Source organism: Mycobacterium sp. IDUB_5 (genome assembly GCF_055419565.1).
In genome coordinates this window covers 681163-696481 of sequence record NZ_JBVAXX010000003.1, presented here as the reverse complement: position 1 = coordinate 696481, position 15319 = coordinate 681163, and the positions used below count along the sequence as shown (strand labels likewise).

Sequence of the window (15319 nt, the reverse complement as noted above, 5' to 3'; positions counted from 1 at the left end):
CATTGCGCACCCGCTGTGCGGACAGATACGCTACGCAACGTTGCGATATGGCGATCGGGAGGTCCAGTGACACGGACGGTGCACGCAGCCCGGCGGTTCGACACCTCGACCGACGACATCGCCGCGGCCCTTGCAGACGTCAGCATCCCGGCGCTCCTGCTGTCGATGGTGCATCTGAGCGGGGATCCGGCCTTCATCCGTGACTTCGCCCAGGCGGGTCTGTTCCTCAACGAGATCCAGGGCTTCATGAGCGAGGAGGACAAGGCCCGCGCCCGGGCCGCGGCGCTACCCGTCATCGTCGACTACCGCGACCAAGGCTGTCCGCCCCTGCCGCCGCTGCCTGCGGACCTGGTCAGGGAGATGCTCGACTGGGCCGCCTGCGAACCGGTCGACGACGCCAACATTCCGCTGGTCCTCGAAGAGCTCGATCTCGAGGGCACCGATCCGCGCCGCCCCCCACCCGTGGACCCCGATCGTGCGGCGGGCCGGCGGGTGCTCGTGATCGGGTGCGGTGAATCCGGCATCCTGGCCGGGATTCGACTGCAGCAGGCGGGAATTGCGTTCGAGATCATCGAGAAGAACGCCGGCCCTGGTGGAACGTGGTGGGAGAACAGCTATCCCGGTGCGCGGGTGGACGTCGCCAATCATCTGTACTGCTACAGCTTCGAACCGAGCAATCACTGGCAGCACTTCTTCGCCGAGCAACCCGAACTGGCCGCCTACTTCACCGACGTGATGGACCGCCACGGCCTGCGCGAGCACGTGCGCTGGAACACCGAGGTGCTCTCGGCGCGCTGGGACGACGAGACGGCGACGTGGCATGTCGAGGTACGCACCGGCGAGGACACCCGGACCCTGACCGCCGATGCCGTGATCACCGCGGTCGGTCAGCTCAACCGCCCGGCCCTGCCGGACCTGCCCGGCCGAGACACGTTCGCAGGACCATCTTTTCACTCGGCGCACTGGGACCACGACGTCGACCTGACGGGACGTCGGGTCGCCCTCGTGGGCGCCGGCGCCAGCGGTTTCCAGATCGCACCCGCGATCGCCGACACGGTGGCCCAGCTGACCGTCTTCCAGCGCACCGCGCAGTGGATGTTCCCCAACCCCATGTACCACGAACCAGTACCCGACGGCGCGCGGTGGGCGCTGGAAAACCTGCCCGGCTACGCTCGCTGGTACCGCTTTCTCCTGTTCTGGCCCGGCGCCGACAAGGGCCTCGATGCTGCTCGCGTCGACCCCTCCTATCCCGACCAGCAGCACGCGGTCAGTGAGATCAACGCGTTGGCGCGCCTGATGTTCACCGAGTGGATCACCTCACAGGTCGGCGACGACGGGGATCTGCTGGCCCGGGTCCTGCCCGACTATCCGGCGACCGCGAAACGGACCCTGCAGGACAACGGAAGCTGGCTCGCCACGCTGAAACGGCCGAACGTCACACTGGTCCGCACGCCGCTGCAGGAGGTCACCCCCGACGGTGTCGTGGCGACGGACGGCACGGTCTACGACGCCGATGTGATCGTGTACGCCACGGGTTTTCGCGCCACCGATCTCCTGGCGCCGATGACGGTGACCGGCCGCGGCGGAGCTGATCTGCACGACGTGTGGGGCCAGCGACCGCACGCCTACCTCGGCATCACGGTGCCCGGCTTCCCGAACTTCTTCATGACCTACGGGCCGGGAACACATCTGGCGCACGGTGGCAGCCTGATCATGCACTCGGAACTGCAGATGCGTTACATCAACGCCTGCCTCGCCCGTCTCATCGATCAGGGTGTGCGCGCCATGGAGCCGCTGCCCGGCCCCACTCGGGAGTGGCACCGACGTACCCAGGAGCGAATCACCGCGACGGTGTGGGCGCACCCTGCGGTCGAGCACTCGTACTTCAAGACCAGCAGCGGGGAGATCCACACCGTGAGTCCTTGGCGCCTCTGCGAATACCACGATGCGGTGGCAGAACCCGACTTCACGCACTTCCGCTTCGACGGCTCCAGCCACGACGACGGGGCGGCCTGAGGTGCGCGCGGTGGTCGTCGACCCCGGTGGCACGGTGCGCGTCGAGGAGCGTCCCGATCCGGTGCTACCCGGACCCGACGGGGCCGTCGTCGAGGTCACGGCGACGGCGATCTGCGGCTCGGATCTGCATTTCCTGGAGGGTCATTACCCGATGGCCGAGCCGGTGTCCGTCGGCCACGAGGCGGTCGGCGTCGTGCGCGAGATCGGTGCAGAGGTCCGAGGTGTCGCAGTCGGAGACCGGGTGCTGGTGTCGTCGGTGGCGGGCTGCGGCCGCTGCGCGGGATGCGCGACCTCCGATCCGGTGCGCTGCGTTTCCGGCCCGCAGATTTTCGGTTCCGGCGTGCTCGGTGGCGCGCAGGCCGAGCTGATGGCCGTCCCCGCCGCCGATTTCCAGCTGCTGAGCATCCCCGACGGCATCGACACCGAGGCGGCGCTGCTTCTCACCGACAATCTCGCCACCGGGTGGGCAGCGGCCAAACGCGCGGACATCCCCGTCGGCGGCACGGTCGCGGTCATCGGCGCGGGCTCCGTCGGCCAGTGCGCCGCGCGTAGCGCGTTGTTCCTGGGTGCAGCAACAGTTTTCGTCGTCGATCCGGTCCAGGATCGGCGGGAGAAGGCGGCGCTGGCCGGCGCCACCCCGGCACCGCCGCCTGCCGCGGCCACCGTCATGGAGGCGACGAACGGTCTCGGCGCGGACGCGGTGATCGACGCGGTCGGCACCGACACCACACTCGACGACGCGATCGCCTCCGTCCGGGTCGGCGGCACGGTGTCGGTGGTGGGTGTGCACGATCTACAGCCGTACCCGTTTCCGGCTCTGATGGGCCTGCTGCGCAGTCTGACGGTCCGATGGACCACGGCGCCGGTGCAGCAGACGTGGCCTGAGCTGATCCCGCTGCTTCGTGCCGGCCGTCTCGACGTCAGCGGCATCTTCACCGCCACCCTGCCGCTGGCCGACGCCGTCGACGGCTACGCGGCCGCGATGTCGAGGTCAGCGGGGCACATCAAGATTCAGATGACACCCTGACTAGCGAAGCGGCACAGCCCATCTGAGCCGCGTACCGCCACCGTCGGCGGGCTCGATCGTCAACGATCCGCCTGCATCCACCGCCCGCTGTTCGAGGTTGGTCAACCCGGACCCGGTGACCGAACCGCTGATGCCGCGGCCGTTGTCGACGACCTCGATGATCAATTCGTCGTTGACGTGGACGGTGATCGCCAGCGAGGTGGCATCGGCATGCCGGACGGAATTGCTGACCGCTTCCCGGACCACGGCCTCGGCGTGGTCGGCGAGGCCCGCGTCGACCACCGACAACGGTCCCGAATACTGCACGGTGGTCCGGATTTTCGATGTCGCGAACTGGGCGATCGCCTCGTCGAGACGCTGCCGCAGGCGGGTGACACCCGACTGGCCGCCGTGCAGGTCGAAGATCGCGGTGCGGATCTCCTGGATCACCTGCTGCAGATCGTCGACGGATTCGGTGAGACGCTGCTGCACCTCGGCGGTGCGAGCCCGCGGAATCGTGCCCTGCAGCGCCAACCCGACTGCGAACAGGCGCTGGATCACATGATCGTGCAGATCGCGGGCGATGCGGTCACGGTCGGAGAGGACGTCGAGTTCGCGCAGCCTGCGCTGCGTGGTAGCCAGCTGCCACGCCAACGCCGCCTGGTCCACGAACGCGGCCAACATGTCGAGCTCACCGGCGTTGAACGCGCGACAACCGTTCGGCCGCAACGCAATCAGAACGCCGGCGACCGTGTCGGTGGCACGCAGCGGCACGACCAGCGCAGGCCCGTCGGCGACACAGCCGGGAGCCAATTCCAGCACGTCGAACCTACCGGGACGCTGCTCGACGAACACCGCGCCGACGTCGGTGCCCGACACGGGGATCGACTGCATGTCGGTCCCCGGTCCGGACCCGGAGGTGGCGGCGACGATGAGCTCGTCGACGTCGCCGACCGGCTCGTCGAGGTCGGCCCGCACTGCGACGATCGACGCCACGGCACCGCTGAGCGAACGGGATTCCTCGGCCATGAGCCGGAAGACCGCTGCCGGATCGGTGCCGGACAACAGCTCGGTGCCGATGTCGCGGGTGGCTTCGATCCATGACTGGCGGATCTTGGACTGCTCGTAGAGGCGGGCGTTGTCGATCGCGATGCCTGCCGCCGCTGCGAGCGCCTGAACCAGCACCTCGTCGTCCTCGCTGAACGGTTGCCCGTCCGCCTTCTCCGTGAGGTAGAGGTTGCCGAACACCTCATCTCGGATGCGCACCGGGACACCGAGAAACGTGCGCATCGGCGGATGGTTCGCAGGGAATCCCACCGACGCTGCATGGTGCGAAATGTTGTCCAACCGGATGGGTTTGGGATCGTCGAGCAGCACTCCGAGCACCCCCCGCCCCTCCGGGAGGTGGCCGATCAGCTCGCGGGCCTCTTCGTCGATGCCCTCGTAGATGAATTCGAGCAACTCATGGTCGTCACCGCGCACCCCGATCGCCCCGAAACGGGCGTCGACGAGGTCGATCGCCGTGTGCACGATCGTCCTCAGCGTCTCGTCGAGTTCCAGTCCGGAGGTGACCACGAGCATCGCCTCGACCAGGCCGTCGAGCCGGTCGCGACCCTCGACGATCTGCTCGACACGGTCCTGAACTTCGGTCAGGAGTTCCCGCAGGCGAAGTTGCGAGAGGGTGTCGCGGAGCGGCCGCGTGCCCGGGTCGTCCTTCGCGCCGCCCGCAGAACTCACGTCACCATAGTGTCACTGATTGCCATGAAGACCAGACTGTTCGAAGACGAACTGCCTGCCCGTCACGCTGAGCGGCCTGATCCGCATGTAGTGAGATTTCTCTGGTTCCGTCCAAGGACGTAGGTTCGCGACCTCGGCTTCGGCGATCTGCTCGTCGGTGTGCAGGGACCGGGCGCTCCCCTTGACGATCACGCTCCACCCATCAGTGGCGGTGTGATCGTCGGCCTCGAACAGCACCGTGCTGTTGATCGCGGCGCTCACCAACTTGGTGCCGTCGGCGGTGCGGAACAGGATCGTCCGGTTCTGCACCGCGAAATTGACCGGGAAGATCGATGGTTCGCCGTCGACACTGGTGACCAGCCGTCCGAGCGAGACGCTCGCCAGACGATCCCAGCATTCCGACGCTGCGAGCACCGACACCGGCGCGGTCGTGTGAGACATAGCTGACCCTAGCTCCGCAGCGGCCCCGCCCTATGCGGTCCAAAGTCACCCAAACGTGTGACCGCGAGCCCTCGTCCACGGCCGCGACGCGGTCCACCATGACCGGCATGGATGTGGCGGCCGTGCCGCGGCATCGTCGCGGTCATGCGGTGTTGTTGGTGCGGCCGCCGTTGTCGGTCAGACGGCGCAGATCACGGTCCCAGTCGGCATGGCGGCGTCGGTCGAGTCGCATCCGCAGGACCGCCCATCCACCGACCGCGGCACCGACAATCGTGAACCACACCGCGACTGCTGCGATCACTGCCTGCACGGCTGCGTCCCGGTCGGTCAGCGGTGCCGCCCGACGATCTCCCGCAGAGTCGACCCAGATCGTGAGGTGATCGCCGGCGGCCATCCTCGTCGTGCGCACCTCATCGGTGTGCGTGACGCCGTCGAACTGCCATCGGATCGGTGAGAGGTAGGAGTTGTCGTACACCTGCGCCGTCACCCGGCTGTCGCCCGTGACCGTCGCCTCGACGGGCCGCCGCTCAGCGCGCTGCACGGCAAACGACTGCGAAAACATATCTTGTACAGAAACTTTCACAGAATCCGCGGGCGCAAGCGCCAGCAATGCAACGACGATGACGAGGGCAAGGCCCACCGCCTCGATGCGGTCGCTGAACCGCACCAGCGGGTGCTGACCCGCCAGACGCCTCATCCAGACGCCGAAACCGGTCGCGACGGTGTGCATGTTGACTCCGCGTATCCCGCTTATCCGGCGCGCTCGCGACCGAGCCACGTCACGACCTGGTTCAGCGGCCGGCGCGGCGTCCTGGGAAGCGCATCGGCGTTGACCGGTGCCCACCCGACGCGCATCAACATCTGTGCGTAGCCGCTCGATCCGAAGACGTCTACAGCCACTGCGGCCCGGATGTCGGGGAACTCCAGCGGGCCGGTGATCAGACAGCTCGCGAGTCCTGCCGCGGTCGCGGTGAGGAGCACCAGACTGGTCGCCTCGCCGGCGCGCAGTTGGGACAACCGGTCATCGGCGACGGTGCCCAGCGCGATCACTGCGGAATTGTCCTGTTCGGGTTCGGCAGCAGCCGGTTGCTGCAGTGCTGCCCCGGCGAATGTACGAGAGGGAATCGCGGCACGCGGGTCGGAGCGAGGTGTGCTGCGGGCGGGCACGCCGGCGATGGAACCGTATCGACCACTCCAGGTGGTCATTTCGACCACATAGTCAGGATCGCTGTGGTGTCGCCCCTCAGCGTCCATGACGCGACGTTTGAGAGTGGTCAGCTCGTCGAACTGACGGAGCATGACACCGGCTCGGGCGGCCCGCGCACCCATCATCGCGATCACGGCGCCGGGCACCACCTGGCTGCTGTAGTTGCGTCGGTCGGTGCGGCGCCGGGGAATGGCGGCTGCCAGCGCGATGTCCGCATCGACGGGCCGATACCGGTGCAGCTCGACAGTGGCGAGGTGATCGGGCTTCGAATCGTCGGGAATCCTGCGGATCTGGGTCTGCCAGCCCACCGCGGCGAAGGCGACCTGCACGTGGTTCAGCGCGGCGCCGCAACTGAGGATCAGGTCACGGGAGTCGGGATCGGTATGTGTGAGGGCCAGTTCGGGATTTGCGTACAGCTCGACACTGCGGTCGCCTACCTGCCAGAGCCACGGCTGCGAATTGTGGACCGACGGAGCCTGCACGGCCTGCGCAAGCGCCCACCGCACGGTGCCGGTACTGGGGAATTGCGAGGTCATCGTCGTCCGCTCCAACAGGTCTTGACCGCCATCTGCATTCAGGATGACGGCCGCGACCACGGAGCGAGAGGGTCTAAAGACCCGCAGGCGGGGGTCCGATGCCCAACGCACGGGCGGCCGCAGTGGCCACTGCACCGGCCAGCCGGGCGATCGGCGGGCTGCCGGGCGTGTGCACGGCGTTGGACAGGACCACCACGTAGGTGTCCGACGCGGGGTCGATCCACAGTGAGGTCCCGGTGAAGCCGGTGTGCCCGAAACTGCCGACAGGAAAAAGGGTTCCGCGCGATCCGGAATATCCGGTGTCGATGTCCCACCCGAGTCCACGCACCGCGTGGACAGGTCCCGGTCCACTGGGCCGATTCGGCGCAGTCATGGTCTGCAGCGTTGCCTGCCGGAGCGGAAAAGCACTGGGACGCCCGGCAAGTCGGTCCAGCAACGCCTGGGCGAAGAGCCCGATGTCAGCCGCTGTGGAGAACACGCCGGCATGGCCGGCCACCCCACCCATCCGACGCGATGTCGGGTCGTCGACGACGCCGCGCATCACCGAACCGAAGTGGGGATTGGTCCACGGACGGCCTTCGGTGTCGAGCCGCGTCGGGGCGACCCTGCTGAGCAGGGCCCGGTTGCGCGCCACGGGTCCGGTCGAGGGCAGATAGCGCGTGTCGGTCATCCCCAGCGGGGCGAAGATGTTGCGCCGCACATAGACGTTCTCCGGCTCACCGCTCACCGCCTCGATGAGCGCGCCGAGCAGCTCGAAGTTGATGTCGGAGTACCGAAACATCGCCCCGGGAGGCATCTCCAGCGGCGCGGTGAGCGCCCGCCGCATACCTTCGGCCCGGTCCGTGTGGACCAGTCCCCACGGGTCGTCGAGGTTCACATCGCCGGGCAGACCCGAGGTGTGCGTGAGCAGGGTCCGCACGGTGACCGCCGTTCGACCGGGCTCGTGCGCGGGGTTGAAAGCCGGCAGATACGTCTGCACGGGATCGTCGAGGCGCACCCTCCCCTGCTCGTACAACTGCATGACCGCCGTGGCCGTGGCGAGAACCTTCGTCAGCGACGCCACGTCGAACACGGTGTCCACGGTCATCGGCTCGGCGGGGGTCGCGACGCCGTCGAGGTTCGGTTCGCCCGCCGGTTTGCGCACCCCGTACGCGCGCAGCAGCGCGGTCTGGCCGCGATGGCCGACCATCACGACAGCGCCGGGCAGGTGACGGGCGGCGATCGCCGAGGCCATCAGCGCCGAGACGGCGGGCACATCGGGCGTCGACGGGGCCGTGTACCCGTAGGCGGGCGCGGCGTGTGCGTAGGGACCGTCGACGTCGACCGCCAGCGTGCCGACCACGACGGCTGCGACGGCTGCGATGCGCGCAGCGGCGGTCGGGACGCGGGAGGGCACCTACCGAGAGTGCCAATGCCCGTGCGCCCAAGCAAGGCGCGTGGTCAGGTCACCGGATCGGCGGTGACGTCGATGACCTCCGCGAGGCCGCTGACCCGCAACGTCGTCATCAGCAGCGGTGGGGCGACGAGGACGGCGATGTCTTCGGCCGCGCCGTACAACGCGTTGATCGCGGCGCTGTCGAGGTACTGCACGCCGGAGAGATCGACGGTCAGCGGCGCACCGGAGCGCGTCGCCTCCGCGGCGGCATCGGTCAGCGCCTGTCGGAAGGCGGCGATGTTGCTGAGGTCGATCTCCCCCGTCGCGACCAGGCGGAGGCGGCCCTCGCGGGCCGTGAGGTCGAACGAGAGCTGGGTGGGCATCAGAGAATCCTCGCGGAGAGTTGAACGGTGGTCCCGTCTTCGCTGTGGTCGACCGTGATGTCGTCCATCAGCAGGCGCATCAGTGCCACCCCGCGACCGCGCACCGGGTCCGGCTCGGCGTCGGGGATCTTCCAGTCACCGGTGTCGGTGATCGTGACCCGGATCCGGCCGGCGACGGCCGTCGCCTGCAGGTCGACCGTCCCGGTTTGGCGATCCCGGTGGCCGTGTTCGATGGCGTTGGCCACCGCTTCACCGGTGGCGACGAGGATGTCGATGACCTGATTGGGATCGACACCCACGCGATTCAGCCAGTCCCGCAACGCTGTACGGGCGGGTGCCAACTGGTCGACCTGGGCAGGGAAGGTCAGCTCCAACGGGGCGGTAGGACGGTAGAGAAGCAGGACGACATCGTCCTGATAACCCCCGGCCGGGGCCAGCCCTGTCATGACGGCGTCGACCACCTCGTCGAGCGGTGTGTCGCGGTGCTCGCTGACCACGTCGAGGGCCCGAAAAATACCGTCTTCCAACAGTTTTCCTCGTCGCTCGACGAGGCCGTCGGTGTAGAGCATCAGTGTCGCACCGGCGGGCACGGCAATCCGCGCTTCTGGACGCGGACGGCCGACGCGGAGCCCGAGCGCGATCGTGTGTCCATCGTCGAGCAATTCGACGGAGCCGTCGGCGTGCACCAGAGCCGGCGGAGGGTGACCGGCGCTGGAGTACACCAGTTCACCGGTGACGGTGTCGAGGATCGCGCACACGGCGGTGGTGCACTGCGCGCCGGGAAGACGCGCCGCGAACAGGTCCAGCCTCGACAGCGCCGCGGCCGGGCTCGGATTGTCGAAAAGCAGCGCGCGGCAGGCACTTCGAACCTGACCCATGATGGTGGCTGCGATCAGCCCGTGGCCCACGCAGTCACCGACGATCAGTGCGACGCGCCCGTCGTCGAGGTCGACGACGTCGTACCAGTCCCCGCCGACCTGCAGAGGTCGGCTCGCTGCCTGATAACGGACCGCGAAACCCTGGGGCAGATGGGCCGGACCGAGGATCGCGTGCTGGAGTGCAAGCGCGGTTTCGCGCTGCTGGTCCACCTGGTGCACGCGATGCAAACCCTGACTCAACCGGCCGGCCAGCACCGTCAACAGGGTCTGGTCCTCCAGCGTGAAAGCCCGTGTCCCGGACAGCTCGATCCGCACCGCGAGCACCCCGTCGGGATGCTGGATGGCCACTGCTGCCACGCCGGGTGCCGGCATCACGGGGGTGAGAAGCTCACCGCCACGGATGACGCGGACCTGGTCCTGCACCTCGGTCGTCAGGTCTGACCACCGCGTCGGATCGGTACAGGTGACCACCCGGGGTTCGGCACCGCTGTCGGCGAACGTCACCGCCATGACCTGCCGCGCCCGCCACAGCCTGCGCAGCTCGTCGACGGCCGCCCGGAGCGCGTCGTCGACCGTTTCCGCCTGTGCGAGTTCGCGATTGAGAGCGTGCTCCCGGCCCGCGGCGAGAGCGAGGGCGAGGGCGGCGTGGCGCGCGAAATCGCTGACCAGCTCGAGATAGTCGTTGCCGAAAGGAGGTTGCAGCGGTCGGCGGGCGACTGCGATCACGCCGAGCACCGTGTCATCGGCGATCAACGGCATCACGATGGCCGACCGCTCCCCCGCGTCGGTGAATCCCTCGATCGGATACTGGAAGGAGTCGGTGATCATCGGCAGGCCGCGCCGCGCGACACCGCCGGTGGTGGAGCCGTCCATCGGCACCTGACGGCCGATCACCTCGTCCGCGTACCGGCCCGCGGTGGCGGCGACGACGAGCGTGGCCACGTGATCGGCCGGCAGATCCGGTTCGCTGGGCACCAGCAGGATGGCCTGTTCGGCGTCGGCGAGCTCCAGGGCGAGATCGACGATCAACTGCAGCGGGCCGGTCTGTGGATCGCCGGACAGCAGCGCGGTGGTGATCTCTCGGCTGGCCTTGGTCCACTTCGCCGCTTCGCGTTCCCGCTCGAAGAGCCGCGCGTTGTCGATGGCCGATGCCGCGGCGGTGGCCATCGCCCGCACCGCAATGTCCTGCAGGTCGGAGAAGGTTCGCCCCGGCTCGTCGTGCAGCAGGTACAGCGTGCCGAAGTGCTTGTCCCGCACAGTGATCGGCACAGCGAGCAATGCGCTGGGTGGCTGGGTGGAGATACGGAGATCCAGGTAGCGATTCTGTCGGGACAGGTCGTCGAGCCGCAGTCCGTCTCCGACCGTCACCAGCGTGAGCCGCCGGAGCACATCCGGGTGAGCGTTTCCGTCGAATCCCTCGCAGACGAACGCAGGCGTCCTGCCGTCGCTTTCGCGAATTTCGAGCACCCCGTAGCGCGCCCCGCTGAGTTCGACCGCAGCGCTGACGATCCGCCGCAGCGTGACGCCGAGGTCGAGGTCAGACCCGATACCGACGATGACACGCACCAGCTGGGTCGCCTCGTCACGTGCGGCGACGAGCTCCCTCCTGGTGCTCATCGGTCAGTGCCCCTGAACTGCGACGTCATCGCGACAAACCGTACCCACACGAGGGGCCAGGAAACACCAGGACACGGGTTTGCCAGCATCAGGTGCACGTCCGGTCGACGAGGAGGGTGATGCGTTCCTTCTCCCGGCCGGGGCGGATCCTGCCCGCGCGGTCGAGCACGGCCAGCCCGTGCAGCGCCGCCCAGAACACCTCGGTGAGGTCGTCGGGATCGCGCCCGTCGGCCACATCCGCGACGGCGCCGCGTAATTCGTCGAAGGCGGCCGTCAGTGGTGGCGGAGTGCCCTGCGCGGCGAAACGCAAGGTCGTGGCACGGGTGAACATCGCGTCGTAGAGCGCCGGATGGGCGCGGGCGAAGGCGAGGTAGCCCTGCGCGATTCCGGTCAGCGCGTCGCGTGCACCGGTGGCTGTTTCTCTGGCGGCTGTGAGTGTGTGGGTGAGTTCACCGAAGCCTTCGATGGCGACGGCCTCGGCGATCTGGTCCATTCCGTGGAAGTGCTTGTAGAGGACCGGCTGGCTGTATTCGATCTCGTGAGACAGCCGACGTGTGGTGACGGCATCCCAGCCCTCGGCCTCGGCGAGCGCACGGGCGGTGCTGACGATCAGCTGCCGCCGGGCCTCGCGTTCGCGTGACCGGCGATCTTCGATGCCCATGGCGCACGGTACCACCACTAGCTGACGTAGCGACGCTAGTGATCTGGTGCGCAGTATGTTCTCTCCCATGACGATCGAACTGGCGACGGCCCTGCGCATGGTTGCTGCCGCCCACGCCGAAGCCGAGCGGCACGCCGTCCTGGTCTCGGCCGCGGTGGTGGATGCGGGCGGACATCTCATCGCGTTCGGCCGGATGGACGGCGCCGAGATCGCCGGGCCGACGCTGGCGGTCGACAAGGCGTTCACCGCCGTCGCGAACCGGATCGCCACGTCCGAGCTGGCTCGTCTGGCAGCGCCCGGAGGGGAACTGTTCGGTCTGCACGCCAACGCGGGTGGGCGGTTCGTGATCTTCGGCGGCGGGGTGCCGGTGACTGTCGACGGGGTCGTCGTCGGCGGCGTCGGGGTCAGCGGCGCGAGCGCGGCGCAGGACGATGCGTGCGCACGGGCCGCTCTGGGGTGCCTGAGATGACCGATGTAGCGAAGATGCTCGTCGACGACTAGCTGCCCCGGCTCGAGGCGTTCGACGTGCCCACTACGGGTTGGGCTCCCGCAATGCCGGTCAGCAGGCGCGCAATCTGATTCGCCACGATGCGCCGACGCCGGGTTCGTCGGACTGAGCGGCCGACCTGGTCATCAGCCTGTCCCCCGACCCGAATTCCGATTTACACGTACCCAGCGCCGGCACGAGCTCTCGCCGTGGTTGGTGGTCATCGGTCGGACCGGTCTCCGGGCACAACCGGTCCGCGAGGACCTGTTCACGCGGCCGCGCCACCACCATCTGCGGGCAGCAAGGCGCCAGTGGTGAAGCTGGACCGCGGTGAGGCGAGATACAGCACGGCCTCGGCGATTTCTACGGCGGCGCCGGTACGCCCCATGGGAAGACGGCGGCCCAATTCCTCGTTCGTGTCGCCCCATACCGCGGCGACGCCTTCGGTGCGGGTCGGGCCGGGAGCCACGCTGTTGACGCGGACGCCTCGTGCGGCGAACTCGGTGGCCCAGGTGCGGGTCAGCGATTCCACCGCCGCTTTGGACGCACTGTATGCCGACGCACCCGGAATCCCCTTAGAGGCAACCAGACTCGTCACGTTGACGATGCTTCCGCGACCGCGGTCCAGCATGCCGACCACCACCGCCTGGGTGAGAGCGTACGTTCCGAGCACATTGACGGCGAGAGTCTGTCGGAGTTCTTCGACGTCTTGCTCAACGGTCATGGCGCCGGGGAAGAGGGCGGCATTGTTGACCAGAATGTCTTGATCGCCGGCCTGCCGCGCCAAGTTGTGGATCGATCGTAGGTCACCCAGGTCAGCCTGAATGAAGTTCGCAATCCCGTGCGCTGCTCGACGTCCACGGTCGGCGTCGCGACCGCAGATCGTCACCGTTGCACCCTCGCGCGCAAACAACTGTGCGCACGCCAGACCGATGCCGGCGGTGCCGCCGGTGATCATTGCGCGCTGACCCTCGAGTTCCATTGGTGGTTCCTCACATTCGGTGGTGCAGCTAGTTCGTGGTGACGCGTCGGGCTGCCACCCGGGTGGGTCCCCATGCCGGGTAGCGATGTGGCTGACGATGAATCCCAGCGCTCACGTGTTCGCCCGACGCCAGCCAGTCCGCCACGTTGCGCACGTAGTCCTTGAACACCGCCAGCCGCGCTGGATCCCTTGCGATCTGCGTGCCGGGCGGCTCGGTCACAAATGACGGGCACCCTCGATCGAGATCCCAGTTGTAGTCGGCGAAGTGGTGAAACGTCGACTCGGCGACCGCGCGCGCCAGCGGCCTGCCGTCGGGCGCGATCTCCCCGTCCAGCACGACGGCCAAGTTGAACCGGCGCCTCGTTGTCTCACTGCGGCCCTGCGCAACCACACTGGCGAACGGCGCGTCCGCCGACACGAGGCCCTCGTGCGGATGGGCCGGGAACCACTCGATGCGCCCACTGGCGGTGCGCGTGGTGCGCAGCAGCTCGTGTACCGGCTCGCCGGCGAACACCGGTTGGTAGTCGCCGTTGGCGCCGGAGTGGAAGTTCGGCCAAGAAATCGCTGGGGTGTCCACATCGTCGCGCATCGTGCCTTCGTCGATACTCGCGTCGTGGAAGCGGTTGACCAGGCCGAGCGACCCGAGGCCGAGCAGACAGCTGCCGAGGTCTTGGTGGTCGCGCGCGGTCAGCACACCGCCACCGTTTGCACGGAAGCGCCCGATCGCCGCACATTCCGCGGGGGTGAGGCCGTCGCCGGTGTCGACGGCCATCAGCCACAGCTGGTGGTAACCCAACTCGTCGAGGTGGCTGAGCACCGGGTCGTCCCCGGCCGGCGTGGCTCGGTCCCGGGCCACCACCTCGTGCCCGGCCGCACGCAACTCGGCGGCGAGCAGCGAGAACCGGGAGACGGCCCAATCGTCGGGGTGGTCGGTGATCGTGGTCTGCAACAGGATTTTCGACATGGCGTTGCCTACGCCGTCGTCGCAGCGACGCGGAGATGACGCCGCGCATGCAGCTCTTCTTCGCTGACGAGCTCGAGCATCGGCTCGCCCGGCACGCACAGCATGGTGACGACGAAGCGAACGATCATGTCGTCGCGGTTGTTGCCGTCGGAATAATGGATGACGTCACCGCCGGGCTCCCAGAACGCCTCGCCTGCCCCGATCACCCGCGGCGCTTCGCCTTCGAGTTCGAAGAGCATTTCGCCCTCCAGCACGTAGCCGAAGGCCGGGCCGCTGGGATGACGGTGCGGCGGCGCCCCCTTGCTGCCCGGCTGGTACGCGATCTGGACGGTCGTCGCTTCGGCGCCGTCCGGGATGAACGGCGGGCGGACTTCCTGCAGCACGGTCAGGGCGTTCTCCCAGCCGGCGTCGTAGTGGGTGTTCGGTGACATGGTCTCTCCTTCTCTCAGGCGGCGTACTGCCGGTCGACGGCGGGTTGGTTGCGGTGGGCCAGTGCCACGCGTAACCGCGTGCGGCCGCGGGCTACTCGAGACATGACGGTGCCGATGGGCACATTCATCAAGGCAGCCGTCTCGGCGTAGGTGTAACCCTCGATGTCTGCGTAGTACAACGCGGCCCGAAAGCCGTCGGGCAGGCTCTGCCAGGCGACGTCGACGTCGCTGTCAGGCATCACGTCGAGCACCGCGTCCTCGGCCGAGCGCAGCCCGTCGGGCTCGTGGGAGGCGGCGGCGGTCAGGTCCCCGTCGGTGATCGTGTCGAATGGTGACTCCGCGACGCGGGATTGCTTGCTGCGGTACGTGCTGACCCAGCGGTTGTAGAGAATGCGGAACAACCATGCCCTGAGGTTGGTGCCGGGCGTGAAATTGTGGAAGCCGACGTAGCCGTGCAGCAGGGCGTCCTGAAGCAGGTCTTCGGCGTCGGCGTCGCAACGGGTCAGCCGGCGCGCGCCCCGAAGCAGTACATCGAACAGGGGCGCGACGTCGCGGGCATAGCGGACGGCGCGTTCTTCGTCGGTCATGGTTGCCTCCG

The 15319-nt window shown here is 68.1% G+C and carries 15 protein-coding genes; 3 read left to right on the top strand and 12 right to left on the bottom strand.

Going from position 1 to position 15319, the window contains the following annotated elements; translation table 11 throughout:
• The first annotated feature begins 66 nt into the window (after positions 1–66).
• Positions 67–2016, top strand: coding sequence for a flavin-containing monooxygenase (locus ACZY1G_RS12575; RefSeq protein ID WP_463822543.1), 1950 nt, complete (start codon positions 67–69; stop codon positions 2014–2016).
• 1 nt (position 2017) lies between these two features.
• Complete coding sequence (locus ACZY1G_RS12570) at positions 2018–3043, top strand: alcohol dehydrogenase catalytic domain-containing protein (protein ID WP_463822542.1); 1026 nt, start codon at positions 2018–2020, stop codon at positions 3041–3043.
• Here the strand turns inward: ACZY1G_RS12570 and ACZY1G_RS12565 are convergent, their stop codons facing one another.
• From ACZY1G_RS12565 to ACZY1G_RS12530, 8 genes are all read right to left on the bottom strand, one after another.
• A complete protein-coding gene (locus ACZY1G_RS12565) occupies positions 3044–4759 on the bottom strand; it encodes a sensor histidine kinase (protein WP_463814638.1) in 1716 nt (571 codons plus the stop codon). It abuts the gene before it with no gap.
• 12 nt (positions 4760–4771) lie between these two features.
• A complete protein-coding gene (locus tag ACZY1G_RS12560; RefSeq protein ID WP_463822541.1) occupies positions 4772–5200 on the bottom strand; it encodes a pyridoxamine 5'-phosphate oxidase family protein in 429 nt (142 codons plus the stop codon).
• 142 nt (positions 5201–5342) lie between these two features.
• Complete coding sequence (locus ACZY1G_RS12555) at positions 5343–5930, bottom strand: Rv1733c family protein (RefSeq protein ID WP_463814636.1); 588 nt, start codon at positions 5928–5930, stop codon at positions 5343–5345.
• Positions 5931–5950: 20 nt separating this feature from the next.
• The gene (locus ACZY1G_RS12550) at positions 5951–6943 is read right to left on the bottom strand and encodes an Acg family FMN-binding oxidoreductase (RefSeq protein ID WP_463814888.1); all 993 of its coding nucleotides are present in this window, start codon (positions 6941–6943) and stop codon (positions 5951–5953) included.
• A 73-nt stretch (positions 6944–7016) separates the two neighbouring features.
• Positions 7017–8339, bottom strand: a complete 1323-nt coding sequence (locus ACZY1G_RS12545; RefSeq protein WP_463814635.1) for a serine hydrolase domain-containing protein — start codon at positions 8337–8339, stop codon at positions 7017–7019.
• Positions 8340–8383: 44 nt separating this feature from the next.
• Entirely contained in the window at positions 8384–8701 is a 318-nt protein-coding gene (locus ACZY1G_RS12540) for an STAS domain-containing protein (protein WP_463814634.1), read from the bottom strand.
• Positions 8701–11196: a SpoIIE family protein phosphatase gene (locus ACZY1G_RS12535; RefSeq protein WP_463814633.1), complete on the bottom strand. Its 2496-nt coding sequence runs from the start codon at positions 11194–11196 to the stop codon at positions 8701–8703. The genes ACZY1G_RS12540 and ACZY1G_RS12535 overlap by 1 nt, the downstream gene beginning before the upstream one ends.
• Before the next feature lie 88 nt (positions 11197–11284).
• Positions 11285–11857: a TetR/AcrR family transcriptional regulator gene (locus ACZY1G_RS12530; RefSeq protein ID WP_463814632.1), complete on the bottom strand. Its 573-nt coding sequence runs from the start codon at positions 11855–11857 to the stop codon at positions 11285–11287.
• Between the two features lie 67 nt (positions 11858–11924).
• On the opposite strand from ACZY1G_RS12530, the gene ACZY1G_RS12525 reads away from it, so the two are divergent.
• Positions 11925–12326 (top strand): GlcG/HbpS family heme-binding protein, encoded by a 402-nt coding sequence (locus tag ACZY1G_RS12525; protein ID WP_463814631.1) that lies wholly within the window; start codon positions 11925–11927, stop codon positions 12324–12326.
• 286 nt (positions 12327–12612) lie between these two features.
• Here the strand turns inward: ACZY1G_RS12525 and ACZY1G_RS12520 are convergent, their stop codons facing one another.
• Genes ACZY1G_RS12520 through ACZY1G_RS12505 form a run of 4 tightly spaced genes read right to left on the bottom strand, consistent with a single transcriptional unit; the run spans position 12613 to position 15308 of the window.
• Complete coding sequence (locus tag ACZY1G_RS12520) at positions 12613–13326, bottom strand: SDR family NAD(P)-dependent oxidoreductase (RefSeq protein ID WP_463814630.1); 714 nt, start codon at positions 13324–13326, stop codon at positions 12613–12615.
• 28 nt (positions 13327–13354) lie between these two features.
• A complete protein-coding gene (locus ACZY1G_RS12515) occupies positions 13355–14290 on the bottom strand; it encodes a hypothetical protein (RefSeq protein ID WP_463814629.1) in 936 nt (311 codons plus the stop codon).
• An 8-nt stretch (positions 14291–14298) separates the two neighbouring features.
• Positions 14299–14721, bottom strand: coding sequence for a cupin domain-containing protein (locus tag ACZY1G_RS12510; RefSeq protein WP_463822540.1), 423 nt, complete (start codon positions 14719–14721; stop codon positions 14299–14301).
• Between the two features lie 14 nt (positions 14722–14735).
• Positions 14736–15308, bottom strand: coding sequence for a sigma-70 family RNA polymerase sigma factor (locus tag ACZY1G_RS12505; RefSeq protein ID WP_463814627.1), 573 nt, complete (start codon positions 15306–15308; stop codon positions 14736–14738).
• Positions 15309–15319 lie beyond the last annotated feature (11 nt).

Excerpts from the sequence above, each read along its gene's own strand:
- ACZY1G_RS12505 (WP_463814627.1), bottom strand. The coding sequence starts at position 15,308 with ATGACCGACGAAGAACGCGCCGTCCGCTATGCCCGCGACGTCGCGCCC.
- ACZY1G_RS12530 (WP_463814632.1), bottom strand. The coding sequence starts at position 11,857 with ATGGGCATCGAAGATCGCCGGTCACGCGAACGCGAGGCCCGGCGGCAG.
- ACZY1G_RS12540 (WP_463814634.1), bottom strand. The coding sequence starts at position 8,701 with ATGCCCACCCAGCTCTCGTTCGACCTCACGGCCCGCGAGGGCCGCCTC.
- ACZY1G_RS12520 (WP_463814630.1), bottom strand. The coding sequence starts at position 13,326 with ATGGAACTCGAGGGTCAGCGCGCAATGATCACCGGCGGCACCGCCGGC.
- ACZY1G_RS12560 (WP_463822541.1), bottom strand. The coding sequence starts at position 5,200 with ATGTCTCACACGACCGCGCCGGTGTCGGTGCTCGCAGCGTCGGAATGC.
- ACZY1G_RS12555 (WP_463814636.1), bottom strand. The coding sequence starts at position 5,930 with ATGCACACCGTCGCGACCGGTTTCGGCGTCTGGATGAGGCGTCTGGCG.
- ACZY1G_RS12525 (WP_463814631.1), top strand. The coding sequence starts at position 11,925 with ATGACGATCGAACTGGCGACGGCCCTGCGCATGGTTGCTGCCGCCCAC.
- ACZY1G_RS12535 (WP_463814633.1), bottom strand. The coding sequence starts at position 11,196 with ATGAGCACCAGGAGGGAGCTCGTCGCCGCACGTGACGAGGCGACCCAG.
- ACZY1G_RS12515 (WP_463814629.1), bottom strand. The coding sequence starts at position 14,290 with ATGTCGAAAATCCTGTTGCAGACCACGATCACCGACCACCCCGACGAT.
- ACZY1G_RS12550 (WP_463814888.1), bottom strand. The coding sequence starts at position 6,943 with ATGACCTCGCAATTCCCCAGTACCGGCACCGTGCGGTGGGCGCTTGCG.
- ACZY1G_RS12510 (WP_463822540.1), bottom strand. The coding sequence starts at position 14,721 with ATGTCACCGAACACCCACTACGACGCCGGCTGGGAGAACGCCCTGACC.